The organism is Isoptericola sp. NPDC060257, assembly GCF_042726645.1.
Classification (GTDB): domain Bacteria; phylum Actinomycetota; class Actinomycetes; order Actinomycetales; family Cellulomonadaceae; genus Isoptericola; species Isoptericola nanjingensis.
Map to the genome: position 1 here is coordinate 1 of NZ_JBHXAW010000143.1, position 10,900 is coordinate 10,900.

The following is a 10,900-nucleotide window of genomic DNA, read 5'->3' on the forward strand; positions in this document are numbered from 1 at the left end:
GTCACACCCACGACGTGCGGAGACACAGGATCTTCGCGCTTCCTCTCGGGGCGGGTCACGACGGCCCGCTGCGACCTGCACACGCCCGGCCTAGGCTGCTGGGGACGCCCGCGGCAGACGCCGGAGCCCGCGGCGCGCGGCCCTCGTGCCGGCGGGTGCGGCGGGCGTCGGACAGACGACCCCGACCTGGACCCGACGCTCCGTGACCTCCTCCCCCCGCACCTCCGCCCCGGGCGACCCCGTCGACGGCCCGCACGACGACGCGAAGGACGCCCCCGCCAAGACCCGGCTCTCGCTCACCCAGGTGGTCGCCAGCGCTCTCGCCGCTGTCAGCGCCACGGTGCTGATGTCCTTCTTCGGCGTGGCCGGGACGATCATCGGCGCCGGCCTCGCGAGCGTCATCACGGTCATCGGCAACTTCCTCTACACGCGCTCGATCGAGAAGACGCACGAGCAGCTCAAGCCCGTCGTCACCAAGGTGGTGGCGCGCACCGGCCCCGGCGCCGGGCGCTCGCGCACCGCCGCGATGCGCGTCAGCGGCACCGCCACGACGGCGCGCGGCACCGTGGTCAGCACGTCGGACGCCGCGGACACCGCGGACACCCTGGCCGACGGCACCGTCCCCGGGACGGAGCCGCTCGACGCCACCGCGCCGCTCGACCCGACGCAGGAGCTCGGGGAGACCCGCCCCCTCGGGCCGGTGGGCGCTGTCGGCACCGGTCTCGCGGCCGACGGCGGCGCGGGGCCCGACGGCGGGACGGCCGACGGCGACGACGCGCCCGACGGCGAGGAGCCGGAGCCGCGCAACGCCTGGCTGCGCTTCGTGGAGAAGCACGGCACGAAGAAGGTGCTGGCCCTGTCGGCGGCGGCCCTGTTCGTCGTCGTCATGGGCGTGGTGCTGGTCGTCGAGCTCGTCATCGGCAAGCCGCTGTCCGACGCGGTGCGCGGTCAGGAGGGGTCCGGCACCAGCATCAGCCGCACCTCGAACGGCTCCGACGACTCGACCACCGTGCCCACCCCGACCAGCCCCGCCGAGGACCCGACGAACGTGCCCGGAGACGACTCCGACACGGGCACCGGCGACCAGGGGTCCGACGAGTCCACCACCGGCACCACCGACGGGACCACGGATCGGCCGACCGACGAGCCGACCGACGGGACCACGGACCAGCCGACCGACGAGCCGACGGACGGCACCGAGACCGACGCCCCGACCGACGAGCCCACGGGCGGCACCGACACCGACGAGCCGGCGGAGGGCGCCGGTGACGGGTCCGACTCGTCCGACGGCGGCACCGACACCGGCACGGACACCGGCGCCGGGACGGGGACGGGGACCGGGGGCACCGTCCCCGACGCCGAGCAGGCCCCCGCCGCGACGCCGACCCCCACCCCGGCGTCCTGACACCGGGGCCCCGAGACGCCGAACAGGCGGTTGCTCCCGCTCTGACGCGCCGTGACGCGTGAGAACGGGAGCAACCGCCTGTTCGGGGCCCGGGAGGGTCAGTTCCCGAGCACGGCCTTGAGGAACTCCTGGGTGCGCTCGTGCCTGGGGTTCGTGAACATCGTCTCGGGGTCGGCCTCCTCGACGATCTTGCCGTGGTCGAACATCAGCACGCGGTTGGAGACGTCGCGGGCGAACTGCATCTCGTGGGTCACGAGCAGCATCGTGATGTCCGTGGTGCGGGCGATCTCGCGGAGCACGCCGAGCACGTCGGCCACGATCTCCGGGTCGAGCGCCGAGGTCACCTCGTCGAGCAGCAGGATCTCCGGGTCCATGGCGAGGGCCCGCGCGATGGCGACGCGCTGCTGCTGACCACCCGAGAGCTGGTTCGTCTTGAAGTCCCGCTTGTCGGTCATGCCGACCTGCTCGAGCAGCTCTTCCGCCCGCTGGACGGCCTCGGCCTTGCTCTTGCCGAGCACGTGGACCGGCGCCTCGATGATGTTCTCCAGCACGGTCATGTTGGGGAACAGGTTGAACTGCTGGAAGACCATCCCCACCCGGTTGCGCACGACGCGGCGCCGCTTCTCCGAGATCTCGACCCACTTGTCGCCCTTGTACTCGTGCGTGTAGGGGTCGCCGTCGATGAGGATGAGCCCGCCGTTCGCCTCCTCGAGGGTCATCAGCAGGCGCAGGATCGTCGTCTTGCCGGAGCCGGACGGTCCGATCAGGGTCACGCGGTCGCCCTGCGCGACCGAGAAGTTCAGTCCGTCGAGCACCACGTTGTCGCCGAAGCGCTTGGTGACGTCGCGGAACTCGATGGCGGGGGCGCCGTTCGAGGCGTTGCTCATGTTCTGGCTCCCAGTGGAGGTCGTGGTCGTCGGGTCAGGCAAGGCGCGTCTCCATCCGGCGGACGAGCAGCGACGTCGGGTAGCTCACCAGCAGGAAGAGCACCCCGACCAGGGTCAGCGGCTCGATGTAGGAGAAGTTCAGGGCGCCGTACTGCTGGGCTGCCTGGTACATCTCCACGACCGTGATGGCGAAGAGGTACGGCGTCTCCTTGAACATGGAGATCGCGTAGTTGCCCAGCCCGGGCAGCGTGTTCCGGATCGCCTGCGGGAGGATGACGGCGCGCCAGGTGCGCCCCTTGGGCAGGTTCAGCGCGGTGGCCGCCTCCCACTGGCCGCGCGGCACCGCCTCGATGCCGGCCCGGTACACCTCCGACATGTACGTGGCGTAGTGCACGCCGAGCACACCGAAGCCGATGACGAGCGGCGGGACGTCCACGAGCAGCAGCCACACGAAGACGAGCTGCACCAGCAGCGGCGTCATGCGGATGAAGTCGACGACGAACCGCAGCGGCGCGCGCACCCACCGCGTCGGCGCGCGCATGGCCAGGGCGATGAGCAGCCCCAGGATCGAGGCGATCACCATGCCCACGACCGTCGCCTCGATGGTGATGACCAGGCCGCGCAGGAGTGCCGGCAGGACATCCCATGCCGTGTCCCAGTTCCAGATGGCGTCGTCGTTCATGCCACACCCCCCTTCACGCGGGCGATCTCCGTCGGGACGCCCGGCTTGAGGCCGAAGACGTCACGCAGGCGCGGGCGGGTGCCGCGGCCGAGCCGGCGCTTGGCCCGCTCCTCGGCCCAGTTCATCCCCCACGTGAGGACGTACGCGATCACGAAGTAGATGACGAGGCCGACGCCGTAGCTGAAGAAGGTGTCCCTCGTGTCGCGCTGCAGCTCGTCGATCCACCAGTACACGTCGTGCAGGGTGATGTAGAACGCCAGGGCCGAACCCTTGAGCAGCTGGATCAGCAGGTTGGCGAGCTGCGGGATCATCAGGGCCCACGCCTGCGGGAAGATCACGCGACGCACCTTGTGGAACGTGCCGAGATTGAGCGCCGTCGCGGCCTCCCACTGGCCCGTCGGGACGGACTCGATGGAGCCGCGCACGACCTCTGCGGCATAGGCGCCGTAGTTGAGCCCGAGCGCGACGATCGCGACGGCGAGCGCCTCCATCTTGAACCCGAAGACCGGGAGCACGTAGAAGAGCCAGAAGATCTGGACCACCAGCGAGGTGCCCCGGAAGAACTCGATCACGACGCGGGACGGCCCGCGCACCCAGAGGGAGCGGGTACGCGAGCCGAACCCCAGCACCAGCGCGACGAGCATGGCGAGCGCGGCACCGCCGATCGTCATCTCGAGCGTGACGACGACCGCGCTGCCCAGATCAGGAAGACTGTCGATCAGTGCCTGGAGATCATCCGACATGTGGTCAGGAATCCAGCCCCAGCTCGTCGGAGATCTTCGCGAGGTCGCCCTCGCACAGCATGTCCGCGGTCAGGCCGGGCGGGGGGTACTCCGCCTCGGTGAAGCCGAACGGCTCCATGATCTCGAGCCACTGCTCCTTGTCCTCCAGGATGGGCTTGAGCTTCTCGTTGTACGCCTCGAGCAGCTCGGTGTCGCCCTTGCGGAACACCTCGGCACCCGCGCCGATCTGCGGCACGTCGTCGATGGTCGCGACGAACGCGTCGGTCGCCTCGACCGGCTCGTCCGTGCTGTCGGCGAGCGCCCGGATCGAGATGCCCGTCAGCGCGAAGGCGTCGGCGCGGCCCGAGACGACGGCGTTGAGGCCGTCGGTCGAGTCGCCCACCGTGATCGTCTTGACCCCGGTCTTCTGGGCGTAGCCGTCCTCGATCGCGCCGCTGGTGACGGCGACGGTGAGGCCGGAGTCCTCCACCGACTGCCAGTCGGTGAGCTTGTCAGGGTTGCCCTCGGGCACGAGGAACGCGGTGGTGTACATGATGGTCGGCTCCGCGAACGCCGCCTGCTCGCAGCGCTCCGGCAGGATCGACATGCCCGCGCTCACGGTGTCGTAGCGCCCGGCGTTGAGACCCGGGATGAGCGAGTTCCACTCGGTCTGGGTGCCCTCGACCTCGTCGACCCCGAGCTCTCCGAAGACCTTCTTGTCCAGCGCGATCGTCGCGCCGGTGAGCTCGCCGCCGTCGTCGTAGCTGTACGGCTTCTCGCCGTTGTACGCGACATTGACGGTACCGGCGTCCTGGATCGTCTGGAGCGCCGAGCCCCCGCCGTCCCCCGATCCGCCCTCGTCGACGCTCGAGCAGGCGGCCAGCGCGGTCATGGTGAGCACGGAACCGGCAGCGAGGAACGCCCGGCGGCGCTTCGTGGTCCTGGTGGACGACACGGTGTCTCCCTTCGTCGCCCGGCGGGAGTCCGCGCCGAGCCGTTGGTCTGGACGGTGCGACACGGTAGCCGCGATGCCGACGCTACGACAATCTATGTATCTACATGTCGGATTGTCTACAATCAGCGAGGGCGGGTCGCTCCGGCACGCCCGTCCCGACGTCGTCGCAGGTCAGAGCAGTGTCGCCGGGACGAACGACCGTCGCGAACGGGTCCGTCATGCCCGAAAACGCCGGTCATGCCATGGTCACAAGAGGGTCACGATCTGGCCGGAGGTCGCGGCGCGGGATGATATGTCCCGGTCGGACGGTCCCCGACCGCCCTGGAAGGAGAGCAGATGACCCCATCGTCGTCGCCGGCCCCCGTCGGCAGCGCGCCGTTCCTGACGCCGGTGACGCGCCCGTCGACGGTCGACCTCATCACCGTCGAGCTGCGCAACGCCGTCTACTCGGGCGCCCTGGCGGTGGGGTCACCGATCCGCGAGGTCGAGATGTCGAGCCAGCTCGGCGTCAGCCGCGGGCCCTTCCGCGAGGCCGCGCAGCGCCTGGTGCAGGAGGGCCTGCTGCGCTCGGTGCCGGGCCGCGGGCTGAGCGTGGTCCGCATCGGCGCCGACCGGGTGCGCGCGCTGTACGAGGCGCGCACGACGGTCGAGACCTCGGCCGCGCCCCTCGCCGTCGAGCGCGCGACCCCGGCCCAGGTCGCGGCCGTCCGCGCCGCGCACGACGCCCTCGTCGACGCCGAGCGCAGCGAGGACGCCCGCCGCGTGGGCGACGCCGACCTCAACGTGCACTGGTCGCTCGTCGCGGCCGGCGGCAACCCGTGGTTGCTGCGCTGGATGACCACGCTCATCGTGGAGGTCCGCATCGCGAGCTTCACGCTCAGCGAGGACTACGCCGTCCGCAAGGACGCCGCCGAGTCGCACGTCGAGCTGGTCGAGCGCTTCGAGGCCCGCGACGCCGACGGCCTCGTCGCCGCCATCCGCACCAACCTCGAGGACGCCGTCGCCCGCCTGCTCGAGCCGGAGACCGTCGAGGTCGAGACGTTCGACGAGCCCCGCCCGTCCCCGGCGCCGCGCCTCGACCCGATCACCCCGACGTTCCCCGAGCCGTGACCGCTGCTCACGCCCCGCGCCGGGCGGCGAGCTGCGCGCGGCGCTCGCGCTCGTAGTCCTCGGCACGCCACGAGGTGACCCCGGCGACGACGATCCCCGCCGGCCGGCCGCCGTCGCCGGGCAGCACCTCGACCGGCTCCCCGGGTGCCCCGAACCCCGGCTCGACGGGCAGCCGCAGGGCGTCGCCGTCGACGACCAGGCGCTCGGCGCCGGCGAGCGGGTCCTCGCGCCGCGGGTCGATCAGCCACAGGTCCCGGCCCAGCCGGACGAGGTCCGTCAGGCCCCACAGGTTGGCGAACCGGCCCGCGCTGCGGCGCAGGACGGCGGCCTCGTCCGCCGTGGGCGCGCCGGCGTCGAGGGCGGTCGCGACCAGCGCGAACAGGCCGGTGGCGATCGCGTCGGCCGGACCGTCGACCGCGTTCGTCAGCACGGACACGACGACGCCCCCGGCCGGGTCGGCCCAGGTGCGGCTGAGCTGGCCCGGGAACGCGCCGCCGTGCCCGACGACGCGACGGCCCTCGATCTCGCGCGCCTCGAAGCCCAGCCCGTAGCGCCGCGGCCGGGCGTGCGGGCGGTCGATCGCCGACTCGTCCCGCTGCAGCAGGCGACGCGTCTCCGGCCGCAGCAGGCCGGAGCCGTCGGCGTGCGCCGCGAACCACCGCGTGAGGTCGGCCGCCGTCGAGCAGAACCCTGTCGCCGCGGCCAGCGCGCCCGTGCGCACCGGCGCGACCGGCAGGCGCCCGTCGTCGGCGACGCCCAGGGCGGAGTGCCCGACGACGGCGGGCGCGGCGTCGTCGAGCTCGGGCGTGGTGCGCCCCAGCCCGAGCGGGGCGAGGAGGTCGTCGCGCACGTGCCGCGCGAAGGCCGTCCCCGTGACCGCCTCGACCACCAGCCCGAGCAGCCCGTAGGCGAGGTTCGAGTACTTGAAGACCTCGCCGCGGCCGAGGACCGGCCCGTCGTTCCGCACCGCCGCCACCAGGCCGTCCCGGTCCGAGAACGGCGCGCCGAGCTGCCAGAAGTCGGCGTCGGTGCCGTCGCGCCGCACGCCGCCGGTGTGTCCGAGCGCCTCGCGCACGGTGACCCGCCCGACGGCGGTGCCCGCGAGCTCGGGCAGGTGCGCGTCGAACGGGTCGTCGAGGCGGAGCGCACCGCGGTCCGCGAGCCGGCCCACGGCCGTCGCCGTGAACGTCTTGGAGTGCGACGCCACCCGGAACACGTGGTCCGTGCGCAGCGGCTCGCCGGTCGCGACGTCGGCGACGCCCCAGGCGCCCTCGAGCACGACGTCGTCCCCGACGCGGACCGCGTACTGCACGCCCGGCACGCGCGCGAAGCCCGCCTGCGTGCCGACCCACGCGGCGAGGTGGTCGCGGTCGAACAGGTCGCGGGTCGCGGGCTCCGTGGACATCGGCTCCGTGGTCATGGGCGACACCCTGCCACGGCCGTCGCGTCGCTCCTCGTGCGTCGCCGATGAGTTCGGCGTCGGCGGCCCGTCCTAGCCTGGGACGTGACGCACGTCACCGACATCCCCGGGAGATCCCATGTCCGCGTCAGACCCCGGCCCGCCGCGCGACGACCTCGCCGTCGACGCCCACGGGCTCGTCAAGCACTTCACCACCCGCAAGCAGGTCACCAAGGCCGTGGACGGCGTCGACCTGCAGATCCCGACCGGCAGCGTCTTCGGGCTGCTCGGCCCGAACGGCGCCGGCAAGACCACGGTCGTGCGCATGCTCGCCACGCTGCTGCGCCCCGACGCCGGCACCGCCCGCGTGCTGGGGCACGACGTCGTGGCCGACGCCGACGCCGTCCGCTCCGCCGTCGGGCTCACCGGCCAGTACGCGTCCGTCGACGAGGACCTGACCGGCACCGAGAACCTGCTCATGCTGGCCCGCCTGTACGGGTTCACCGGGACGGCGGCGCGGCGCCGCGTCGAGGGGCTGCTCGACGCCTTCAGCCTGTCGGACGCCGGCCCCCGGCAGGTCAAGACGTACTCCGGCGGCATGCGGCGCCGCATCGACCTCGCCGCGTCGCTCGTGCTGGCGCCGCGCGTGCTCTTCCTCGACGAACCCACCACCGGGCTCGACCCCCGCAGCCGCAACCAGGTGTGGGACATCGTGCGGGTGCTCGTCGCCGACGGCGCCACCGTGCTCCTCACCACCCAGTACCTCGAGGAGGCGGACCAGCTCGCCGACCGCATCGCCGTCATCGACCACGGCACCGTCATCGCGGAGGGCACCTCCACCGAGCTCAAGCGCTCGGTGGGCCAAGGGGCGGTGTCGATCCGGCTGGCCGACGCCGGCCAGCGGTCCGCCGCGGCGAGCGTCGTCGAGAAGGTGCTGGGCACCGAGCCCACCCTGCCCACCGATCCCTATGCGCTGTCGGCCCGCGTCCCCGACGACGGCGCCGCCTCGGTGGCGCAGCTGCTGCCCGCGCTCGGGGAGGCAGGCATCGCCGTGCCGGAGTTCACGCTCGGCCAGCCGAGCCTCGACGAGGTGTTCCTCACCCTGACGGGCCAGCCGCTGCCGGCCGACGACGAGGAGCCCGCCGACGCCCAGGAGGTGTCCCGATGACCGCGTCCGCCGAACCCGCCGAGATCACGACCACCACGCTGCGCCAGGCCGTCGCGCTCACCGAGCCGCCCGCACGACCGTCCGCGCTCTCGATGACCCTGACCTTCGGGTGGCGCGCGCTGCTGAAGATCAAGCACGTGCCCGAGCAGCTGTTCGACGTGCTGGTCTCCCCCGTGATCTTCACGCTGATGTTCACGTACCTGTTCGGCGGCGCGCTCGCCGGGTCCACGTCCGCGTACATCCAGTTCCTGCTGCCCGGCATCCTGGTGCAGACCATCGTCATCGTCACCGTGTACACGGGCTACACGCTCAACACGGACATCACCAAGGGCGTCTTCGACCGGTTCCGCTCGCTGCCGATCTGGCGGCCGGCGCCCATCGTCGGCGCCCTGCTGGGCGACACCGTGCGCTACTCCATCGCGTCGGTCATGACGATCGGTCTGGGCCTCGTCCTCGGGTTCCGCCCCGACGGCGGGGTGGTCGGCGTCGTGCTCGGCGTGCTGCTGCTGCTCGTCTTCGCCTTCTCGCTGAGCTGGATCTTCACGATCCTCGGCCTGCTGCTGCGCACCCCGAACGCCGTGATGGGCGTGTCGATGATGGTGCTGATGCCGCTGACGTTCGCGTCGAACATCTTCGTGGACCCGTCGACGATGCCCGCCGCCCTGCAGCGGTTCGTCGAGATCAACCCGGTCACGCACCTCGTCACCGCCGTGCGCGGGCTGATGGCCGGCACCCCCGACGGCGGCGAGATCGTCTGGGTGCTCGTCGCCTCCGTCGTCCTCACCGCCATCTTCGGCCCGATCACCATGCACCTGTACCGCACCCGCCACTGACCCACCCGTCGTGGGTGGGCTCGTGGCCTTGTTTCGACGTCAGACCGGGCCACTGGCCCACCCACAACGGACGCCTGTGGAAACCGGGCATCGCGGCTCCCTTGGTCCGGGACCCTGCGAGCATGCATCAACCCGCCCAGGACCACCCCGCCCGTTTCACGTCCGTACCGGCATCGACCGTGGCCGCTGTCGTGCGCTCTCAGCGGTGCTGAACGGCGGCGTCGCCTTCAGTCACACCACGGCGCTCCGCCTCCTGGGCGTGGATCTGCCGTGGACCGAGGCGCACGACACCGACCTGCACGTGGTCTCGCGGCGCCAGGAGGATCGTGTCGATCGACCCGGTGTGGTGTCGCACCGATCCCGACAGTCCTTTCTCCACACCATCGAGTTCGTCGGGCTGACCGTGACGAGCCCCGCCCGGACGGTCGTCCACGTGGCCACCTCCCTGAGACTGCCTGACGACGTGGTCGTCCTCGGTGACGCGATGATGCGACGCACGCTGCCGCTCGTGACCCGGCCCAGGACCTGAAGGACCCGACGGAGTTCGTCGCCCGCGTACGTCAGGCGATCAGGTCCGCAACCCGCCGGTTGTGGGTGTGATCGTGGCCCGGCTTCTTCTCACTACCGGGCCACGATCACACCCACGACGTCAGGCGGCGGTGGTCGAGGCGTCGTCCTGGTCGAGCTCCTCGTCGCACTTGCGCGTCACGACCAGCACCGGGCAGGCGGAGTGGTGCAGCACCGCCTGGCTGGTGGACCCGAGCAGCAGACCGCGGAAACCCCCGCGGCCGCGGGAGCCGACCACGACGAGGTCGGCGCCGGTGGAGAACTCGGTGAGCAGCTCGGCGCCCGTGCCGTCGAGCACGTGCCGCTTGATCGTCACGCCCGGGTTCGCCGCCTGGGCTCGGTCCACGGTCACGTCGAGGCCGGCCTTGACGTCGGCGAGGACGGTCTCGTGGTCGATCTGCGACGGCAGCCAGGCCAGGATCCCCGCCCCGCCCCCGAGCGGCACGCCGGCGACGGCGACGAGCTCCGCGTCCCACGCCCTCGCCTGTGCGACGGCGTGCTTCAGCGCCACCTCGGCCGACGGCGACCCGTCGACACCCACGACGATGCGGCGCACCTCGTGCACCGCGTCCCCGTCACGGCGCTCCGCGGCGTCGGTGCTGCCGCCGCCTTCGCCGCGGTACGGCACCACCACCGTGGGGCAGTGCGCGTGCGCCGGCAGGGCCGACGAGACGGTGCCGAGCAGCCGCTCGGTGAACCCGCCCTTGCCCCGGGTACCCACGACGGCGAGCGCGTGCTCGCGCGACATCTCGACGAGCACGCCGGCGGCGTCCCCCGTCGCGACGGTGCCGGTCACCGGGACCCCGCTGGCGGCGACGCGCTCCTCCGCCTCGGCGAGGACCGCCTTGGCGCCCTCCTGGATCGCGGTGTCGTCCAGGGCGGCGTAGCCGCCGTCGAGCGACGCCGCCGTGAACGACGGCAACGAGTAGGAACAGACGACGTGCAGCCCCCACCCCACACGCCGCGCGTACGCGGCAGCCCAGTCGAGGGCGTGCAGGCTGGCTGCAGACCCGTCGACACCTACCAGGACGACCTCAGGCCGTGTCATCTCGCGCCTCCTGTCCGCTGGCGAGGAGCCCGCCCTCGTCGTCGAGGGCGCCTGGTTCAAGCGTAGCGAAAGGATGGCGCAAGGCACAGCAAAGCAGCCCCGGGACACGTCGACCCCCGTGCTC

The 10,900-nt window shown here is 72.3% G+C and carries 11 protein-coding genes; 5 read left to right on the forward strand and 6 right to left on the reverse strand.

From position 1 onward, the window contains the following. Positions 1-202 precede the first annotated feature (202 nt). Positions 203-1,405, forward strand: a complete 1,203-nt coding sequence (locus tag ACFWEK_RS12815) for a hypothetical protein (RefSeq protein ID WP_430554295.1) — start codon at positions 203-205, stop codon at positions 1,403-1,405. Between the two features lie 98 nt (positions 1,406-1,503). Here ACFWEK_RS12815 and ehuA read toward each other — a convergent pair whose 3' ends face one another. Genes ehuA through ACFWEK_RS12835 form a run of 4 tightly spaced genes read right to left on the reverse strand, consistent with a single transcriptional unit; the run spans position 1,504 to position 4,651 of the window. Beyond that, positions 1,504-2,292, reverse strand: a complete 789-nt coding sequence (ehuA, locus tag ACFWEK_RS12820) for an ectoine/hydroxyectoine ABC transporter ATP-binding protein EhuA (RefSeq protein WP_430547952.1) — start codon at positions 2,290-2,292, stop codon at positions 1,504-1,506. A 34-nt stretch (positions 2,293-2,326) separates the two neighbouring features. Next, complete coding sequence (ehuD, locus tag ACFWEK_RS12825; protein WP_430547951.1) at positions 2,327-2,974, reverse strand: ectoine/hydroxyectoine ABC transporter permease subunit EhuD; 648 nt, start codon at positions 2,972-2,974, stop codon at positions 2,327-2,329. Further along, positions 2,971-3,717, reverse strand: coding sequence for an amino acid ABC transporter permease (locus ACFWEK_RS12830; RefSeq protein WP_430547950.1), 747 nt, complete (start codon positions 3,715-3,717; stop codon positions 2,971-2,973). Before ACFWEK_RS12830 ends, ehuD begins: the two co-directional genes overlap by 4 nt. Before the next feature lie 4 nt (positions 3,718-3,721). Then, positions 3,722-4,651: a transporter substrate-binding domain-containing protein gene (locus ACFWEK_RS12835; RefSeq protein ID WP_430547949.1), complete on the reverse strand. Its 930-nt coding sequence runs from the start codon at positions 4,649-4,651 to the stop codon at positions 3,722-3,724. 336 nt (positions 4,652-4,987) lie between these two features. Here ACFWEK_RS12835 and ACFWEK_RS12840 point away from each other — a divergent pair, with 336 nt between their 5' ends. Next, complete coding sequence (locus tag ACFWEK_RS12840; RefSeq protein WP_429764362.1) at positions 4,988-5,761, forward strand: GntR family transcriptional regulator; 774 nt, start codon at positions 4,988-4,990, stop codon at positions 5,759-5,761. 7 nt (positions 5,762-5,768) lie between these two features. On the opposite strand, the gene ACFWEK_RS12845 is transcribed toward ACFWEK_RS12840, so the two are convergent. After that, positions 5,769-7,181, reverse strand: coding sequence for a serine hydrolase domain-containing protein (locus ACFWEK_RS12845; RefSeq protein ID WP_430554296.1), 1,413 nt, complete (start codon positions 7,179-7,181; stop codon positions 5,769-5,771). Between the two features lie 118 nt (positions 7,182-7,299). Here ACFWEK_RS12845 and ACFWEK_RS12850 point away from each other — a divergent pair, with 118 nt between their 5' ends. From ACFWEK_RS12850 to ACFWEK_RS12860, 3 genes are all read left to right on the forward strand, one after another. Then, positions 7,300-8,328 carry an ATP-binding cassette domain-containing protein gene (locus ACFWEK_RS12850; RefSeq protein WP_430547946.1) on the forward strand — a complete coding sequence of 343 codons (1,029 nt, stop codon included), beginning with the start codon at positions 7,300-7,302 and terminating at the stop codon, positions 8,326-8,328. Next, positions 8,325-9,161, forward strand: coding sequence for an ABC transporter permease (locus tag ACFWEK_RS12855; RefSeq protein ID WP_430554297.1), 837 nt, complete (start codon positions 8,325-8,327; stop codon positions 9,159-9,161). The genes ACFWEK_RS12850 and ACFWEK_RS12855 overlap by 4 nt, the downstream gene beginning before the upstream one ends. 205 nt (positions 9,162-9,366) lie before the next feature. After that, positions 9,367-9,690 (forward strand): hypothetical protein, encoded by a 324-nt coding sequence (locus tag ACFWEK_RS12860; RefSeq protein ID WP_430554298.1) that lies wholly within the window; start codon positions 9,367-9,369, stop codon positions 9,688-9,690. Between the two features lie 120 nt (positions 9,691-9,810). Here ACFWEK_RS12860 and ACFWEK_RS12865 read toward each other — a convergent pair whose 3' ends face one another. After that, complete coding sequence (locus ACFWEK_RS12865; protein ID WP_430547943.1) at positions 9,811-10,776, reverse strand: universal stress protein; 966 nt, start codon at positions 10,774-10,776, stop codon at positions 9,811-9,813. Positions 10,777-10,900: the final 124 nt, after the last annotated feature.

Bases quoted from the DNA above. Each gene is read 5' to 3' on its own strand.
- ehuA (WP_430547952.1), bottom strand. From the start codon at position 2,292: ATGAGCAACGCCTCGAACGGCGCCCCCGCCATCGAGTTCCGCGACGTC.
- ehuD (WP_430547951.1), bottom strand. From the start codon at position 2,974: ATGAACGACGACGCCATCTGGAACTGGGACACGGCATGGGATGTCCTG.
- ACFWEK_RS12830 (WP_430547950.1), bottom strand. From the start codon at position 3,717: ATGTCGGATGATCTCCAGGCACTGATCGACAGTCTTCCTGATCTGGGC.
- ACFWEK_RS12840 (WP_429764362.1), top strand. From the start codon at position 4,988: ATGACCCCATCGTCGTCGCCGGCCCCCGTCGGCAGCGCGCCGTTCCTG.
- ACFWEK_RS12845 (WP_430554296.1), bottom strand. From the start codon at position 7,181: ATGACCACGGAGCCGATGTCCACGGAGCCCGCGACCCGCGACCTGTTC.
- ACFWEK_RS12850 (WP_430547946.1), top strand. From the start codon at position 7,300: ATGTCCGCGTCAGACCCCGGCCCGCCGCGCGACGACCTCGCCGTCGAC.
- ACFWEK_RS12855 (WP_430554297.1), top strand. From the start codon at position 8,325: ATGACCGCGTCCGCCGAACCCGCCGAGATCACGACCACCACGCTGCGC.
- ACFWEK_RS12865 (WP_430547943.1), bottom strand. From the start codon at position 10,776: ATGACACGGCCTGAGGTCGTCCTGGTAGGTGTCGACGGGTCTGCAGCC.